Consider the following 18,507-nt stretch of genomic DNA (forward strand, 5'->3'; position numbering starts at 1 on the left):
CGTTCCTTCTCTCAGACGCCGGATTCGGGAAAACCAGTCTTGATCTTTCGCAAACTTCGGCGTGGACCCGAAATGTACGCGTTCATTACAGATAGAACAATCCCTTTATAGTCCATTAAATATTCCGTATTCCCACACAATCTGCATTTGTACGAAATTCTGTTAGTTCAGCATGCGGATTCGTTAAATCATCATGTCGCGATCCTGCCCGACGCGTCGCGGGCAACAGGCCGGTCATGGCCGTCAGTTAGAATCGGCTGCATTCAGAAAAGCTTCCCTCCGAGGGCTATCGATCGATGAAGCACAACACGTCAAATAAAATCCGGCTCTGGGGCGCGGTCGCCGCGCTGGCAGCGGGGGCGCTCTCGACGGGCTCATGGCGCGCCGATGCGGCGCGCGTGACCAGCGTGTCGCCGCAAGGCACGGTCGCGCAGATCCGCCAGACCGTCGTCAAGTTCGATGAGGCGATGGTCGCGTTCGGCTCCGCGTCGGCGCCGAATCCGGCGCGCGTCGCGTGCACCGACCCGGAAGCGGGACGCGGCCAGGGCCGCTGGATCGACGAGAAGACCTGGGCGTACGATTTCGAGCACGATCTCCCGCCCGGCGTGCGCTGCTCCGTGGAACTGAACCCGGGATTGAGTTCGGTCGCGGGTCACGCGGCCGCCGGCCCGCGCCACTTCTCGTTTCAAACAGGCGGCCCGTTCCCGGTCACCGTGCGCCCGGACGACGAGCAGATCGAGGAACAGCAGGTCTTCGTGCTCAAGCTGAACGGCCCGGCCACGGACGCGTCGGTGCTCGCCGGCATGTGGTGCGAAGCCGCCGGCATCGGCAACCGGATTCCGGTCAAGGCCGCCGAGGCATCGACCCGCGCCGTGCTGCTCGATCATTTCCGCTGGAAGAAGGATGCCGCCCGCGTGCTGACCGTCACGTGCGCGCAAGCGCTGCCGGCCGGCGTCAAGATGCAGCTCGTCTACGGCAAGGGCATCGCGAGCCCGAGCGGCATCGCGAACGACACCGAGCGGCGCTTCGACTACACGGTGCGCGAGCCCTTCGCCGCGAATTTCTCGTGCGAGCGCGAGAACGCGAAAGCGCCGTGCACGCCGCTGCGGCCGCTGCGCATCGCCTTCAACGCGCCGATCGCGCGCGCCGATGCCGAGAAGATCACGCTCGCCGGCCCGCAAGGCAAGATCGCCCCCACCTTCAAGCCCGACGACAAGGATCCCGAGACCTCGAGCGTCGAATTCGCAGCGCCGCTGCCCGCGCAGGCCGATCTGACGATCGCGCTGCCCGCCGGTCTGAAGGACGTGAGCGGACGCCCGCTCAACAACCCCGATCTGTTCCCGCTCGCCACCCGCACCGCGCCGATGCCGCCGCTCGCGAAGTTCTCGTCGGGCACGTTCGGCATCATCGAGCGCTTCGCGGAGCCGGGCGCGCCCGCGCTGGTACCGGTTACGCTGCGCAACGTCGAGGCGGACCTGAAGATCGCCGGCCTCAACACGGGCGGCGCGCAATTCGCCAACCTCAAGGTCGAGAACGACACGCAGATCCGCGAATGGATGCGGCTCGTCGATCGCTTCGACGGCTGGTCGATGCCGGTCAAGGATATCGACCAGGCGCGCCCCGGCCTGCTGGCCCGCGCGAAGAACCCGGTATTCGTGCCGCGCCAGCATGGCGAGCCGGCGCTGACGGGCGGGAACCGGATCGTCGATATCCGCTCGCTGTCGCTGCTCGCGGGCGAACCGGGCGTGCAGGCATTGACGCTGCCGAAAGCCGATCCGAACACATTGCGGCCGTTCGAGGTGGTCGGCGTGCCGATCGACAAGCCGGGCTTCTACGTGCTCGAACTCGCGTCGCCCGCGCTCGGCGGTTCGCTGCTCGCGCGGCCCGCCACCCTGTACGTGCGCACCGCCGTGCTGGTGACCAATCTCGGCGTGCATCTGAAGCAAGGCCGCGACAACAGCGTCGTGTGGGTCACGACGCTCGACAAGGGCCAGCCGGTGCCGAACGCCGACGTGCGCGTGTCCGACTGCAACGGCGAGCAGATCGCGGCCGGCAAGACCGACGCGCGCGGGCTGCTGCGGATCGACGAGACGCTTGCGCCGCGCCGGGCGTGCGGCGATTCGGCGGGCTTCGGCGACTACTTCGTGTCGGCCCGGGTCGACAATCCGAAGACCGGTCCCGACATGGCGTTCGTGCGCTCGGACTGGAATCGCGGGATCGAATCGTGGCGCTTCAACGTGCCGACCGACACCAGCCGCGACGCGACGCAGCGCGCGCACACGGTATTCGACCGCACGCTGCTGCGTGCCGGCGAAACCGTGTCGATGAAGCATTACCTGCGGGTCGAGACGCTCGACACGCTCGCGTTCCCGCCGCGCTACCCGACCCGCGTGACGATCCGCCACCTCGGCAGCGGCCAGACCTATCACCTGCCGCTCGCCTGGGCGGCCGACCACTCGGCCGATTCGAGCTTCACGCTGCCGGTGGCCGCGAAGCTCGGCGAATACGACGTGTCGCTCGACGACGGCAGCGGCGACGACGACTCGCCGCACATGAGCTACGACAGCGGCAGCTTCCGGGTCGAGGCGTTCCGGCTGCCGGTATTCAAGGGGTCGATCGGCGTGCGCAACGTCAAGACCAGCCCGCTGATCGCCACGAAGGAAGCGCCGCTCGCGGTGCAGATCGATTACGTCGCGGGCGGCGGCGCATCCAGCCTGCCGGTGCAGGTGTCGGCCCTCGTCAAGAGCGCGCCGCCGCCGTTCGCCGACACCTGGGCCGACTACAGCTTCGAGCCGTACCGCGCCGACACGGCGGCTTCCGGCGCCGACGACACGGGCGACGACGACGCGGACGCCGACAGCAGCGCGTCGCCCGACCCCGACGCCGCGAAACTGATCGCCGACAAGGAGCCGCTGACGCTCGACCGCAACGGCTCGGGGTCTCTGGTGCTGAAGTCGCTGCCGAAGGTCAGCGCGCCGAAGCGGCTCGGCCTGGAGGCGACGTTCGCCGACCCGAACGGCGAGATCCAGACGCTGCGCGGCGACGCGATGCTGTGGCCCGCCGCGCTCGCGACCGGCATCAAGGCCGGCCACTGGGTATCGGTGGGCGACAAGGTGCCGGTGCAGGCGCTGGTGGTCGATCTGCAGGGCAAGCCGCGCGCGTCCGCGCCGGTCGAGATCAAGGGCTATGCGCGGATCACCACGACGTCGCGCAAGCGGATGGTCGGCGGCTTCTACGCGTACGACAACCGCAACGAAACCCGCGATCTCGGCACGCTGTGCAGCGGCAAGTCCGACGCGCAGGGCATCGTGTCGTGCGACGCGACGCTCGGCGAGGCGGGCAACATCCAACTGGTGGCGATCGTCAAGGACGGCGCGGGCAACACCGCGAACGCGACCACCTCGGTGTGGGTCACCCGCGAGGACGAACTCTGGTTCGGCGGCGACAATACCGACCGCATCGACGTGATTCCCGAGAAAACCGCGTACGAGCCGGGCGATACCGCCCGCTTCCAGGTGCGGATGCCGTTCCGCTATGCGACGGCGCTCGTCGCCGTCGAACGCGGCGGCGTGATGGAAACCCAGGTCGTCAAGCTGAACGGCAAGAACCCGACCATCGACCTGAAGGTCGGCGAGTCGTGGGGGCCGAACGTCTACGTGTCGGTCCTCGCGCTGCGCGGCCGGCTGCGCGAAGTGCCGTGGTACTCGTTCTTCACGTGGGGCTGGAAGACGCCGATCGAATGGGCGCGCGCGTTCTGGCGCGAGGGCCGCCACTACGAGGCGCCCACCCCGCTCGTCGACCTGTCGAAACCGGCGTTCCGCTACGGTCTCGCCGAAATCAAGGTCGGTACCGCATCGCACCGCCTCGGCGTCACGGTGACGCCCGATGCGGCCAGCTACCCGGTGCGCGGCACCGCGCGCGTGAAACTGAAGGTCGCGCTGCCCGGCGGCAAGCCGGTACCCGCCGGCACGCAGATCGCCGTGGCCGCCGTCGACGAGGCGCTGCTCGAACTGATGCCGAACCAGAGCTGGGATCTGCTGGACGCGATGCTGCAGCGGCGCGCGTACGGCGTCGAGACATCGACCGCGCAGATGGAGATCGTCGGACGCCGCCACTTCGGACGCAAGGCGGTGCCCGCGGGCGGCGGCGGCGGGATGGCGCCCACCCGCGAGCTGTTCGACACGCTGCTGCTGTGGAAGCCGCGCGTTACGCTCGATGCGAACGGCGAGGCGTCGCTCGACGTGCCGCTCAACGATTCGCTGACCCGCTTCCGGATCGTCGCGATCGCCTCGGCGGGCGCCGACAAGTTCGGCACCGGCAGCGCAACGATCCGCAGTACCCAGGATCTGCAGCTGATTTCCGGGCTGCCGCCGCTGGTCCGCGAAGGCGACGGTTTCAACGCGCAGTTCACGCTGCGCAACACCACGCAGCGCGCGATGAAGGTGGTCGTCACGCCGAAGGTCGCGGGCCTCGCGCTTGCCGCGCAGACCGTCGATCTGCCGGCGGACACGTCGCGCGAGATCGTCTGGAGCGCCGCCGTGCCCGAAGGGCTCGCCGACGCGGCAGGCGCCCTCGTCTGGTCCGTCGGCGCGGCCGAGCAAGGCGGCGCGCGCGCGGCGGACGCGCTGTCGATCACGCAGAAGGTCGCGCCCGCGCTGCCCGTCACCGTCCAGCAGGCAACGCTCGCGCAGATCGACGGCTCGCTGTCGGTACCGGTCGATGCGCCGGCGGGCGCCGCGCTCACGCAATCCAAGCTGCCGCGCGGCGGCATCGCGATCTCGCTGCAGCCGAAGCTCGCCGACGGCCTGCCCGGCGTGCAGCGCTGGTTCGAGCGCTATCCGTACCGCTGCCTCGAACAGCAGGCGTCGCGCGCGATCGGCCTGCGCGATCCCGCGCAATGGCAGTCGCTGATCGCGAAAATACCGGTCTATCTCGACCGCGACGGTCTCGCGAACTACTTCCCGCCGTCCTCCGACAGCAGCCGCAACGGCAGCCCGACGCTATCGTCGTACCTGCTCGTGCTGTCCGACGAAGCCGCCCGGCTCGATCCGCGCTTCGCGCTGCCCGACGACGTGCGAACCCAGCTCGAAGGCGGGCTGGCTCGCTTCGTCGACGGTCGGATCCAGCGCGACGGCTGGGCGCCGCGCAAGGATCTCGACCTGCGCAAGCTGGCCGCGATCGAGGCGCTGTCGCGCCACGGCGCCGCGCAGGGCCGCATGCTCGGCTCGATCGAACTGGCGCCGAACCAGTGGCCGACCTCCGCGCTGCTCGACTATCACGCGATCCTCGCCCGCGTGAAGGACATCCCGCAGCGCGACGACAAACGCGCTCAGGTCGAGCAGATCCTGCGCGCGCGGCTGACCTACCAGGGCACCCAGTTGACCTTCTCGAGCGCCCGCGACGACGATCTGTGGTGGCTGATGACGAGCAACGAGACCAATGCCGCGCGGCTTGCGCTCGAGTTCGCCGGCGACCCCGCGTGGAAGGACGAACTGCCGCGCGTGACGGCGGGCCTGCTCGCGCTGCAACGCAACGGCGCGTGGCAGACCACGACCGCCAACGCGCTCGGCTCGCTCGCGGTCGAACGCTTCTCGCGCACCTACGAGAGCACCCCGGTCGGCGGTCAGACGAAGATCCGGCTCGGCGATACCGAGAGGACCGTGGCGTGGAGCCAGCCCGCCGCCACAGCCGCGAGCGCCGCATCGGCCACGCCGGCGGCGCGCACCGGCGCGGTGCGCAGCCTGATGCTGCCGTGGCCGGCGGCGCGCACCGCGCCGGCGTCGCTGCTGCTGACGCAGGACGGCCCGGGCAAGCCGTGGGCGACGATCGAGAGCCTCGCGGCGGTGCCGCTCAAGGCGCCGTTCGCGGCCGGCTACCGGATCGTCAAGACGGTCACGCCGGTCGATCCGGCCGTACCGGGCGTCTACAGCCGCGGCGACGTGGTGCGCGTGAAGCTCGACATCGATGCGCAGACCGACATGACCTGGGTGGCCGTCAACGATCCGGTGCCGGCGGGTGCGACCATCCTCGGTTCGGGGCTCGGCCGCGACTCCGAGATCGCGACGCAGGGCGAGAACGCGTCGCGCGACGGCACCTGGCCGGCCTTCATCGAACGCGATTTCGACGGGTATCGCGCGTACTACGACTATCTGCCGAAGGGCAAGCTGTCGATCGAGTACACGATGCGGCTGAACAACGTCGGCACCTTCGGGCTGCCGCCGACCCGCGTCGAGGCGCTGTATGCGCCGTCGACGTACGGCGTGTGGCCGAATCCGTCCGTCACGGTGAAACCGGCGGCGGCCGCGAAGCCGTGAGCGGGCGATGAAGCGCGCGGTTTCGCGGCGCCCGGGCGCCGCCGTCCTGCGGGCCGTGCTCGCGGCCTGCGTGGCCGCGCCGCTCGCCGCGCACGCCGTGCCGAGCTACGACGACGTGCGCGGCGGCTGGCGCAGCTCCGACTGGGTGCTGCTCGCGCGCGACGGCGAGCCGCTGCAGCGCGTCCGGGTCGACCGCACGGCGCGGCGCGGCGACTGGGTCGCGCTCGCCGACATCTCGCCGGCGCTGCGCGAGGCGATCGTCGTGTCGGAGGACAAGCGCTTCTATGCGCATAGCGGCGTCGACTGGCGCGGCATCGCGGGCGCCGCATGGGCGAACCTGTGGAACGAGCGCACCCGCGGCGCGTCGACCGTGACGATGCAGCTCGCGGGCCTGCTCGGCGACACGCCGCGCCGCTCGGGCCAGCGTTCGCTGCCGCAGAAGGCCGGTCAGGCGGTCAATGCACTATGGCTGGAGCGCTCGTGGCGCAAGGATCAGATCCTCGAGGCCTACCTAAACCTGGTGCCGTTCCGCGGCGAAACAGTGGGCCTCGCCGCGCTGTCGCAGACGCTGTTCGGCAAGGCGCCGTCCGGACTCGACGAACGCGAATCCGCGGTGGCCGCCGCGCTGGTCCGCGCGCCGAACGCGCCCTATCCGAAGGTGACCGACCGCGCGTGCCGGATCCTGCGCGACATGCGCGCCGCCGCGAGCTGCACGAATCTCGACGGCTTCGTGCAGCTCGCGTTCGCGCGACCCGCCGGGGCCGCCTGGGCCGATACCGATGCGCTCGCGCCGCATTTCGCGCGCCGCATCGCCGCCGAAGCGCACCCCGCCGCCGGCGCGCGGGTCCGCTCGACGCTCGATGCCGGCCTGCAGCGCTTCGCGCGCGACACGCTGACCCGCTCGCTGACCGAACTGAACGCGCCCGCGCATCGGCGCAACGTGCAGGACGGCGCCGCCGTCGTGATCGACAACGCCAGCGGAGACGTCCTCGCGTGGGTCGGATCGTCGGGCGCGCTGTCGAACGCGCGCGACGTCGATTCGGTGCTCGCGCTGCGGCAGGCCGGCTCGACGCTCAAGCCGTTCCTGTATGCGCAGGCGCTCGACGAGCGGCGCTTGACGAGCGCCACCCTGCTCGACGATTCGCCCGTCAATCTCGCGGCGGGCGGCGGCCTCTACATCCCGCAGAACTACGACAAGAACTTCAAGGGCTGGGTCAGCGTGCGCACCGCGCTCGGCTCGTCGCTGAACGTGCCGGCGGTGCGCACGCTGGTGCTCGTGACCCCGCACCGCTTCGCGCGCACCCTGACCGCGCTCGGCCTGCCGCTCACGCAGGAAGGCGACTACTACGGCTTCAGCCTCGCGCTCGGCAGCGCCGACGTCACGTTGCTGTCGCTCGCGAATGCGTACCGCGCGCTCGCCAACGGCGGGCTCGCGCGTCCGACGGTCGATCTCGCGCGCAACGGTACGGGCGCGGCGACACCGCCCCCCGGCACGCGCGTGTTCAGCCCGGACGCGAGTTTCATCGTCACCGACATGCTCGCCGACAACAACGCGCGCACCCGCACGTTCGGCTTCGACAGCCCGCTCGCGACGCGCTTCTTTTCGGCGGTGAAGACCGGTACCAGCAAGGACATGCGCGACAACTGGACGATCGGCTACACGTCGCGCTACACGGTCGGCGTCTGGGTCGGCAACGCCGACGGCTCGCCGATGTGGGACGTGTCGGGCGTCACCGGCGCCGCGCCCGTATGGGCCGCGATCGTGGGTTACCTGCAGCGCGACGCGGGCGGCGCCGCGCCGAAGCCGCCCACGGGCGTGGTGCAGACCCGCGTGTCGTTCGAGCGCGGAATCGAGCCCGCGCGCAGCGAATGGTTCGTGCGCGGCACGCAGGTCGACACCGTGCGGCTGGCCGCGGCGGCAGGCGCCGCGCCGGGTGCCCGCCGTGCGCCGCTTGCGATCGGCGCGCCGACCGACGGCACGATCTTCGCGCTGGACCCCGACATTCCGCCTCGGCATCAGCGCGTCTGGTTCGAGCGCGACGCCGGCGACGGCGGGCGCTCCACGTGGCGGCTGGACGGTCGGGTGCTCGGGCACGGCGAGCGTCTGGCGTGGCTGCCGTGGCCCGGACGGCACGTGCTGGAACTGCTCGATGCGAAGGGCGCGGTCGCCGATACCGTGAAGTTCGAGGTGCGCGGCGCGGTGGCTCGTCCCGACGTGCCGCCGGGCGCGCAGCGGACCCGTTGACCCCGTACCGATGCGTGCCGCCGCGACGCGGATGCCTGCCGCTCATCGAGCGCCACGCGGCAAACGCGGCGCCGTTGCGCTGCGCCTCGCGGGCACGGCCGACGGAACACGAAGACGCGTAGCGTCATCCCCGCCGCGCGCCGTGCGTCAGTACTGCGCCTTGTCGCTCGGATTCCTGAACAGTGCGCGCATTTCCGGCGACAACGCGTAGTTCAGGTTGAGGCCGCGCGGCGGAATCGGCTGCGTGAACCACTTGTCGTAGAGCGTCTCGGCCTCGCCCGAGGTCTGCATCTGCGCGATCACCGAATCCACCACCTTCTTGAACGCCGGATCGTCCTTGCGCAGCATGCACGCGTAGTTTTCATGCACGAGCGGCGTCCCCGCCACCGTGTAGGCGCCGGGGTTCTTCTCCTTCGCCAGCTCGCCGTACAGCAGCGGCTCGTCCATCACGAACGCCGCCGCGCGCCCCGACGTCACGTTCAGGAACGCCTCGGCGTGATCCTTCGCGCTGATGATCGTCATGTTCATGTTCTTTTCTTCGTTGAGCTTGCGCAGCAGCCGCTCGTCGGACGTGCCGGCGGTCGTGGACACCGTCTTGCCCGCCAGGTCCGGAAAGTCCTTCACGCCCGAATCCTTGCGCGTGCTGAAGCGGATACCGTACAGGAAGATGCTGTTCGAGAACGCGGCCTGCCGCTGCCGTTCGAGCGTATTCGTCGTCGAGCCGCATTCGAAATCGATCGTGCCGTTCTGCACCAGCGGAATCCGGTTTTGCGACGTGATCGGGATTTCCTTGACGACGAGGCCCGGCGCATTCAGCTGTTTGCGCAGTGCGTCGATGATTTTCGCGGCGATGTCGCGCGAATAGCCGATGTTCTTCTGCTGATTGTCCGAGTACGAGAACGGGACCGACGACTCGCGAATTCCGAGCCCCACCACGCCGGTTTCCTTGATTTTCTTCAGTGTGCCCGTGAGTGCCTGCGCGTGGACGGTGCCGGCTGCGACGCAAAACGCGGCGGCGACCAGCCAGCCGAGACGACGATGCATGCTTTTCTCCTGATGAATGAATCGAATGAAAAGCGATCGTAATCCCGTCAAAAAAAGCGGCGTATCGGGACAAGCGAAGCACCCGTTCCGGTCGTTTCGGCGCGGATGAACCGCCGCCGTTCCGTTCGTTCCGGCGCTTTCCGCCCCCTTCTATGCAGTGTCCGCATAAACGGCGGCGCCGCCGGCCGTGCGCCGTCCCCGTGCGACGGCCCGCGACGAATCATTTTCGCCGCAACTATTAAGAAATGTTAAACGGCGCCGTTACCCACATCCAAGAGCCCCAATCGAGCACCGACAAGCGCGATGGGGACACGGGAAAGACCCGGCGGATGTATCGGGATGCCAATTAAGTACGAGGACGCTTCCGGCCCTTCCATGCCTCCGGGTCTCGACCGCCTTAACCGTGGGACAGCGGTTACGAACCATAGGATCGAGTGCCAACATGAAAGTCAAACGTTTCAATCCCGCCCAGGTACGCTTCGGTCAGGCACGCACGCTCGCCGGAATTCTTTCCGTTTCCTTGCTGGTTCCGCTCGCCGGATGCGGCGGCGGAGGCGGCGACGGCCCGTCGCCCACGCCGTCCACCGCCGCCCCGGCGCCCGCGCCGACCACCCCCACCCCCACCGGCTCCGTCCCCTCGTCGAACACGAACGCGTCATGCGCGGCGAACCAGACGTCGTCTTCCGCTTCCAGTTCGTCGACGCCCGGCAACGCCACCCAGGACGCCCCGGTCGATCACCTGATCGTCAAGCTGCAAGGCACGGCCACCGCGTCGGCGTCCGCCTCCGGCGCGCGCATCATGGCCGCGAGCAGCGATTCGACCCGGGTCAACGCGGTGATCGCGCGCGTGATGTCGCAGTGGAATGCGCAAGGCACCCAGGGCGGCCAGGCGCGTGCCTACGCCGCAAACGTTGCACAGCCCGCCGTGCAGGTCGAGCGCACCCTGTCGGACGGCGCGGCGTTGCTGGCACTCGGCCGGAAAATGGCCGCGTCGGACGCCGCCGCGCTCGCGCAGGCCTTCGCGGCCGACGCCGACGTCGCCTACGCGGAGCCCGATCGCCGGCTGTTCGTCAGCTCGACGCCGACCGATCCGCTCTACTCGCAGCAATGGGATCTGTTCGATCCGGCCGCCGGCATCGACCTGCCCAATGCATGGAACGTGACGACCGGCGCGACGAACCTCGTGACCGCCGTACTCGACACCGGCTACCGTCCGCACCCGGACATCGCCGCCAACCTGCTGCCGGGCTACAACTTCATCTCCAGCATCAGCGCGGGCAACACCGGTCTCGGCCGGGGCCCCGACGCGACCGATCCGGGCGACTGGGTCACGCAGCAGGAGCTGAGCGACCCGAGCGGGCCGTTCTACAACTGCGCAAAAGCACCGAACAACAGCACCTGGCACGGCACCAAGGTCGCGGGCATCATCGGCGCCAGCGCGAACAACGGCATCGGCATCGCGGGCGTCAACTGGTCCAGCAAGATCCTGCCGGTGCGCGTGCTCGGCAAGTGCGGCGGCTCGACCAGCGACATCGCCGACGCGATGCGCTGGGCGGCCGGGATACCGGTCGCGGGCGTGCCGAACAACCCGACGCCGGCCAAGGTCATCAACCTCAGCCTCGGCGGCAGCGGGCCGTGCGGCGACACGTTCCAGCAGGCGATCAACGACGTGAACGCACTCGGCGTGAGCGTCGTGGTGGCAGCCGGCAACGACGGCCTGTCGACCTCGCAGGACCGCCCCGCCAACTGCAAGGGCGTGGTCTCGGTCGCGGCCACCGACAACACCGGCCGGCGCGCGTGGTACAGCAATTTCGGCCCGGAAATCACGCTCAGCGCGCCCGGTTCGAGCATCCTGTCGACGACCAACACGGGCACCACGTCGCCGGTCGCGAACGCCTACGCGACCGACAGCGGCACGAGTCTCGCCGCGCCGCAGGTGACGGGCGTGATCTCGCTGATGCTGTCGGTCAATCCGCTGCTGACGCCCGCGCAGATCGCGCAGAAGCTCGCGGCGACCGCCCGTCCGTCGCCGGTAGCGGCCACCGCGTCGTGCTCGGCGCTGCCGCCGGGCGCCGGGATCCTCGACGCCGCGGCAGCCGTGGCGTCCGCGTCGACATCGAAGTAAGCGCGGAAACGGCGGCGGGGCGGTATCGGTTCGCCGCCGTTCCCGCCGCAGGCAGGCGGCCGACTCCGGCGGCGCGCGCACCCCATCAGCGCGGCGCGGGGACCAGGCGGATCCTGCGCTCGGCGACGGCGTCGACCGCTTGCCGGGTGTAGCGCAGCGGGAAGTAGTCGCCCGCGAGCCACATCGGCGCGAGATCGCGGTAATGCGGGCTGTCGGGATCGCCCGATTGTCCGGGCAGGTTCACCGCGCGCGAGTTGTCCCAGTTGCCGACGTCGACGACGATCCGGAACGACGGCCCGATCGTCTGCTGGAAATCGGCGATCCGGTAGCTCGACTGATTCGGCGTGAATGCGCTGCCGCCCGTCGGCAGCGGCCCGACGTTGAGCTTCGCGCGCTGCGCGTCGTCCACCAGGTCGGCGAACGGATGAGCGTTCAGGTTGGTGTGCAGCTTGCCCCATTGCCACTGCCGCGCGTCCGGGCCCTGCAGCTTCGTCAGCTCCGCGTACGCGCGCCCGAGCGTCGTCAGCAGCAGCGCGTCGCGCTTGCGGGCGGCATCGTCGCCGAAGCGGGCCTGCGGCGCTTCCAGCGCATCGAGCATCGCGGCCGGGTCCGGCGGCGCGCCGATCGCGTCGGCCGCCGCCTTCGGCAGCACGGCCGCCTTGTACGCCGGCCCCAGGTGCCGGCTGAACCACACTACCTCCAGCGCCGCCGGCGCGGAATCGGCCCGTAGGCGGCCGTCCCAGCCCTTCAGCAGCGCGAGCGCCGCCCGCGTATCGGCGTCGTCGCTCGCGAGCGGGGCGACGAGCGCGACGAGCCGCCGCGCGGGAATCGATTCGACATCGTTCTGCAGACGTTCCGACGCCTCCAGCGAGATTTTCGGATCGCCCTTCAGCACTTCGTCGATGCGCGCGTGGCGCGACCCGTTGGTCCATTCGAAACCGAGTTTGCGCGCCGCGTACGGATAGTCGGCGGGCAGGTTCAGTTCGTTGGAGGTCGTGATGTAGCCGGCGGGCGGGTTGTACGCCGAAGGCAGCGCGTCGCCGCGCCAGAACCCCGCCCATTCGTAGCGGCCGTCGCCCGGCACCGGCATCAGGCCGTCCCAGTTCGGCCGCTTCGGCGCGAGCCCGCTCGCCACCCAGCCGATGTTGCCGCTCGCGTCCGCATAGACCTGGTTGACGGTCGGCGCGCCCCAGGTCGTCAGCGCTTCCTTGAATTGCGCATAGTTCTTCGCATGCAGATAGCGCATCGAATCCAGATACGGCGACATGCCGGGCGACAGCCACGCGGTGCGCACCGCGAACGCGCGCCGCTTGCCGCTTTCCGTATAGATCACCGGACCGTGGCGCGTGAACGCGAGGTCGACCGGCACGGCCGGCGCGCCGCGCACGGCGATCGTCTCGCGGACGATCCGGAACGGCGCCCAGCCGCCGCGATAGCGATAGGCGCCCGGATGCGCCGGATCGGTCTGGTACACGTACAGATCTTCCTGGTCGATGTTGAAGATCGTCAGCCCGAACGCGATCGTGCCGTTGTGTCCGATCGACACGCCCGGTGCCGAGGGTTCCCCGGCGCCGATCACATCGAGCGTCGGCGTGCTGATCTGCACGATGTAGCGCAGGCTCGGCGCCGCGAACGCACGGTGCGGATCGTTCGCCATGATCGCGCGGCCGGTGGCCGACTTGCGCGGCGCGATCACCCAGTTGTTGCTGCCCTCCGTCGCCGCGTCCGCGCCCGCCTCCACCTCGGCGCCTGCGGCCGCGAGCTGTTCGGTGCCGGCGGATGACGCGCCGGCGTCCGCGTGCGGGAACGTCTTGCGCGACACCTTCACGCCCTGCGTCGCCAGATCGAACACCTTCAGCACGTCGTCGGGCAGGCACGGATCGAGCCCGTCCGGCACGCGGGTCTGCCACGGCGGCTGCAGCGCGAAGCGCACCGCGTCGTCGGCGAGCGACGCGCGGCACGCGACCTTCGCGCGCGCGACCTCGCTTTTCAGGTTGCGGGTGAGTCCGTGGCTGCGGATGCGCACGACGTCGTCGGGCGACCACTTCGCCGGCCAGTAGCCGGCCTGGCGGAACTCGTAGGGCAACTGATCGGGATGGTCGGCGAGCCAGTCGATGTACGCGTTGACGCCCGCCGCGAAACGGGTCGCCGCCCCCTTCGCCTGCGGACCGTAGCGGGCCCATTCGGCCGCCATGTCGCCGCGGTAGAGAAATAGCCGCGCCGCCTTGTCCTGCTCGACATAGGCCGGCCCGAACACCTCGGCGAGTTGCCCGAGTCCGCGGCGGCGCCACAGATCGATCTGGAACAGGCGGTCGCGCGCGGCGTTGAAGCCCTGCACGAAAAAGCCGTCGCTTTCGCTGTCCGCATAGAGATGCGCGACACCCCAGCGATCGACGACGATCTCGGCGGGCCGGGACAAGCCGGGCAGCGCGATGGTTTGGGGGGCGAGGTCTTTCGCATGGGCTTCGAGGGCCCAGCCGGCGGCGGCCAGCGACATGGCGGCCAGTGCAGCGGCGAAGTTCGGCATGGAGTCTCCGCGACGAGGATCGGGACGGCCGCGCGGCGGGCCTTCGTGCATCCGGCCGCGCGCGCCGCATCGGGCTCCCATGCTACCGTCCAAACCGTCGGCCGGACACGCCTTTTCAGGCCGGCGCCGAATCGCCCCCTGTCAGGACGCGGGCTGCGGCGCGTAGTCTTCCGCGTCGACGTCGTAGCCGGACGGCTCCCAGCGCAGCAACAGCAGCGCCGTCAGCGACGCGAGCGGCGCGAGCGCGATCACCCAGAACACCCGCGGCCCCAGCGCGGCCGCGAGCACGGGAAACAGGAACAGCGAGACGGTCGACGCGCCGCGCGTCAGCGTCTGGTTGAAGCCGACGCCGACACCGCGCAGCGAGGTCGGATAGCTGAGCGACGCGAACGTCATCGAGTGCGATCCCGGGCCGAAGCCCTGCCCGAACAGATAGGCGCCAAGCAGCAGGACCGCGGCCGCGACGAATGCCGCCTCGCTGGGCTTGCCGATCAGCGCGAGGCCGAGCAGCGCCGCGAACTGCAGCACGACGCCCGCGACCGTCATTTTCCACGCGCCGATCGAGTGCGCGGTACGCACGCCGATCAGCCCGCCGACGAATGCGAACGCAAGATTCAGCACGAGCGCCGCGACGATCGTGGTCAGCGGTCCCTGCTGCAGGAAGCTGGCAAGAATCACCGGCAGGCCGTACACGATCGCGTTGTAGCCGAACGACGACGCGGCGCCGATCACGAGCGCGAGCAGCGTCCGGCGGCGGTAGCGTGCGCCGAACAGCGCGGGATAGCTGCGCCACGATGCCTTGCGCGGCCCGGCCGTGCGCACCGCGTCCGGCGCGACCACAGCGTCGATGCCGTGCGAGCGCCGCAGAATCCGCGCGGCCCCGTCGAGATCGCCCTGGTTCGCGGCCCACACCGGCGATTCGCTGATGTAGCGGCTGCGCACGAAAATGATCGCGAGCGCGGGCACCGCGCCGAATGCGAGCGTGAGCCGCCACAGCCAGCCCAGTTGCGCGTCGGGCAGCGCGGCATACAGCGCGAGGATCAGCAGGTAGCAGGCGCTCGTCGCCGCGTACCACGCAGGGCACCACGCCGCGATGCTCGCCGCCTTGTTACCCTTGCCGGACACGCGCGAGAACTCCGCGAGAAACGCCATCGCCACCGGCAGGTCGAGCCCGACGCCGATACCCATCACGAAGCGCGCAATGCCGAGCACCCACGCATTCGGCGCGAGCCCGGCCGCGAGCGCCGCGACCACGAAGAACACCATGTCCGCCATGAACACCCGGTAGCGGCCGATCCGGTCGGTCAGATAGCCGCCGAACAATGCACCGACGATCGCGCCGAACGTGATCGCCGACGACACCAGCCCCACCTCGACCGGCGTCAGCGCGAACTGCTTCGCGATGTCCTTGATGCCGTAAGCGAGCGAGGTCAGATCGTAAGCGTCGAGGAACACGCCGCCTAGCGCGATCGCGATCACCGCGCGCGCGTTGCTGCCCGTCGCCGCGCCCTGGTTCGCGAGCCGCGCGACGTCCCGAGCCGAGCGGATGACGGCAGGCGCGCCGGCGGGCACGGCGGACGCGGCGGACCGCGCGGCCGGTTCGAGAATCACGGAAGACATGCGTCGCACTCCATCGCGTATTGCAAACCAGTGGCGACTATATCGGCCGGTTTCCGATCCACAAATGCGCATTTCGCGTATCGATATCGCCGCCGCTGCGTAAAGCCCAAACTTGCACTGCCGTGACGAATCGGACAATCGGTAAACATTGCGTAAAGGGGTTGACGCTTCGCACGCCGACCCTTTACCATCGCCCCCGTCTAAATACATGGAGTGTTCTGTGAACACCGATGCGAGTTGTAGTTGGTCCTGCACCAACTCAACTGCTGACTGAGGCAACGCGCAGAGCGCCATGACTCTGCCGCATCCCGGTTAGCAGGATGCGGCGTCTTTCCGGCCATTCCGGCCCGATCTTCCCGCGACATTTTCTTTCTGAACGACGCATGTCGTCCGCGTGAGCGGCGGCGCTCGTTCGTGTCACGCAGCGTCTCGCCACTGCGTGCGCCCGCGCTCGCATGCCGTCCGGCGCGTGCATGTCCCTGCACGCCCGGCGCCATGCGCCCCATGCCGGCTGCCCGATGCATCCGGCAAACAATCGACAGGAGTTCTGATGGAAGAAGACGACAGTAGCCGATTACTGCTCGCCGGTGCGCAGCGAATGCTCGCCCTTCCTGCCCGATGCGCACCGGCGAGCGACCCCGTTCAATCCGAATTTCAGCCGAACGCGCCGGGCGCGAAGCGGCGGGAAACGCTCGCGCCGCGTTAGCGCGACGGACGTCTCCCGCCGGCCCGCCCGGCCATGGAGCGTCCCATGTCACAACAGCACCACTCCTCGAAAAAGAAACAGCGTGGCTTCTTCAGCTACGGCAGCCGCGATCGCGACGGTGACGAACCGTCGATGCGCATCGCCCGAGAGGCCGCGCAGCCGCTCGAAGCCACGCTGAAGAGCTTGCGCACCAGCACCCGCGGCCTCACCTTCTCGCAGGCGGAGGACCGCCTGCTGCTCGACGGTCCGAACGAGATCGCGCACGACAAGCCGCCGCACTGGACCCGCCAGCTGCTGCAATCGTTCAACAATCCGTTCATCTACGTGCTGCTGGTGCTCACCGCCATCAGCTACTTCACCGACATCTATTTCGCCGAGCCGGGCGATCAGGATTACGTGAAGATCTCGATCCTGACGGCGATGGTCGCGATCAGCGCGCTGCTGCGGTTCTTCCAGGAATTCCGTTCCCTGCGCGCCGCCGAGAAGCTGAAGGCGATGGTGCGCACCACCGCGACCGTGCAGCGCTGCATGAACGACGCGAGCGAGCCGGCCCGCACCGACGTGCCGATGCGCGAAGTCGTCGTCGGCGACATCGTCCACCTGTCGGCGGGCGACATGATTCCCGCCGACGTGCGGCTGCTGTCGTCGCGCGATCTCTTCATCAGCCAGGCAGTCCTGACCGGCGAGGCGCTGCCCGTCGAGAAGTACGACACGCTCGGCTCGGTCGCGCAGAAATCCGCGCATCATCCGCAACCCGCCGCGAACGACGGCGAGGGCGCGCTGCTCGACCTCGCGAACGTCTGCTTCATGGGCACCAACGTCGTCAGCGGCACCGCGCTCGCGGTCGTCGTCGCCACCGGCGAGAACACCTACTTCGGCTCGCTCGCGAAGAACGTCGTCAGCCACAAGCGGATCGAGACGAGCTTCGACCGCGGCGTGTCGAGCGTCAGCTGGCTGCTGATCCGCTTCATGCTGGTGATGGTGCCGATCGTGTTCATGATCAACGGCCTGACGAAGGGCGACTGGCTGAGCGCGCTCACCTTCGCGCTGGCCGTCGCGGTCGGCCTCACGCCGGAAATGCTGCCGATGATCGTAAGCGCGAACCTCGCGCGCGGCGCGGTGGCGATGGCGCGCCGCAAGGTCGTCGTCAAGCGCCTGAACTCGGTGCAGAACTTCGGCGCGATGGATGTGCTCTGCACCGACAAGACGGGNTGCTGCCGATGATCGTAAGCGCGAACCTCGCGCGCGGCGCGGTGGCGATGGCGCGCCGCAAGGTCGTCGTCAAGCGCCTGAACTCGGTGCAGAACTTCGGCGCGATGGATGTGCTCTGCACCGACAAGACGGGCACGCTCACCCAGGACAAGATCATCCTCGAGCACCATCTCGACATCCTCGGCCAGAAGAACGAGGACATCCTGCGGCTCGGCTGGCTCAACAGCTATCACCAGAGCGGCCAGAAGAACCTGATCGACATCGCGATCGTCAACCGCGCGAACGAACTGGGCGAGTGGGTGAAGCCGCAAGGCTACAAGAAGATCGACGAGCTGCCGTTCGACTTCGTGCGCCGCCGCCTGTCGGTCGTCGTCGAGGACGTGCGCGGCGAGCATCTCCTCGTCTGCAAGGGGGCGGTCGAGGAAATGCTCGCGGTGTCGACCCATGTGCAGGACGAGAACGGCGTGCGCCCGCTCGACTTCGTCGCGCGCAAGCGCCTGCTCGAGCAGGCGAACGCCTACAACGAGGACGGCTTCCGCGTGCTGGTCGTCGCCACCCGCACGATCCCGCGCGGCGACGAACGCGAGCAGTACCGCACGGCCGACGAGCGCGATCTCACCGTGCGCGGCTTCCTGACCTTCCTCGATCCGCCGAAGGAATCGGCCGCGCCGGCGCTCGCCGCGCTGCGCGAGAACGGGGTCGACGTGAAGGTGC

Annotated in this window: 7 protein-coding genes and 2 pseudogenes; 6 read left to right on the plus strand and 3 right to left on the minus strand. The window is 69.2% G+C overall.

Annotation, left to right across the window (positions count from 1 at the left end; translation table 11 throughout):
* The first annotated feature begins 296 nt into the window (after positions 1 to 296).
* Together RZR99_RS14175 and pbpC are read left to right on the plus strand one after the other, a co-directional pair.
* On the plus strand, positions 297 to 6,314 hold the full coding sequence (locus RZR99_RS14175; RefSeq protein ID WP_323120401.1) for an alpha-2-macroglobulin family protein: 6,018 nt from the start codon (positions 297 to 299) through the stop codon (positions 6,312 to 6,314).
* A 7-nt stretch (positions 6,315 to 6,321) separates the two neighbouring features.
* Positions 6,322 to 8,559, plus strand: coding sequence for a penicillin-binding protein 1C (pbpC, locus tag RZR99_RS14180; RefSeq protein WP_323120402.1), 2,238 nt, complete (start codon positions 6,322 to 6,324; stop codon positions 8,557 to 8,559).
* Positions 8,560 to 8,706: 147 nt separating this feature from the next.
* Here pbpC and RZR99_RS14185 read toward each other — a convergent pair whose 3' ends face one another.
* Positions 8,707 to 9,603, minus strand: coding sequence for a glutamate/aspartate ABC transporter substrate-binding protein (locus RZR99_RS14185; RefSeq protein WP_323120403.1), 897 nt, complete (start codon positions 9,601 to 9,603; stop codon positions 8,707 to 8,709).
* Between the two features lie 442 nt (positions 9,604 to 10,045).
* On the opposite strand from RZR99_RS14185, the gene RZR99_RS14190 reads away from it, so the two are divergent.
* The gene (locus RZR99_RS14190) at positions 10,046 to 11,728 is read left to right on the plus strand and encodes a S8 family peptidase (protein ID WP_323120404.1); all 1,683 of its coding nucleotides are present in this window, start codon (positions 10,046 to 10,048) and stop codon (positions 11,726 to 11,728) included.
* Between the two features lie 85 nt (positions 11,729 to 11,813).
* Here the strand turns inward: RZR99_RS14190 and RZR99_RS14195 are convergent, their stop codons facing one another.
* A complete protein-coding gene (locus RZR99_RS14195; protein WP_407655445.1) occupies positions 11,814 to 14,255 on the minus strand; it encodes a penicillin acylase family protein in 2,442 nt (813 codons plus the stop codon).
* Between the two features lie 141 nt (positions 14,256 to 14,396).
* Entirely contained in the window at positions 14,397 to 15,875 is a 1,479-nt protein-coding gene (locus RZR99_RS14200; RefSeq protein ID WP_323120405.1) for an MFS transporter, read from the minus strand.
* A gap of 550 nt (positions 15,876 to 16,425) precedes the next feature.
* Between RZR99_RS14200 and RZR99_RS14205 the strand changes: the two genes are divergently transcribed.
* From RZR99_RS14205 to RZR99_RS14215, 3 genes and pseudogenes are all read left to right on the plus strand, one after another.
* Positions 16,426 to 16,581 (plus strand): hypothetical protein, encoded by a 156-nt coding sequence (locus RZR99_RS14205; RefSeq protein ID WP_323120406.1) that lies wholly within the window; start codon positions 16,426 to 16,428, stop codon positions 16,579 to 16,581.
* Positions 16,582 to 16,626: 45 nt separating this feature from the next.
* Positions 16,627 to 17,778, plus strand: a pseudogene (locus RZR99_RS14210) (P-type ATPase); the annotation flags it as partial.
* Positions 17,779 to 17,795: 17 nt separating this feature from the next.
* A pseudogene (locus tag RZR99_RS14215) lies at positions 17,796 to 18,507 on the plus strand (magnesium-translocating P-type ATPase); the annotation flags it as partial.

This window comes from Burkholderia alba (genome assembly GCF_034721475.1).
Taxonomy (GTDB): domain Bacteria; phylum Pseudomonadota; class Gammaproteobacteria; order Burkholderiales; family Burkholderiaceae; genus Burkholderia; species Burkholderia alba.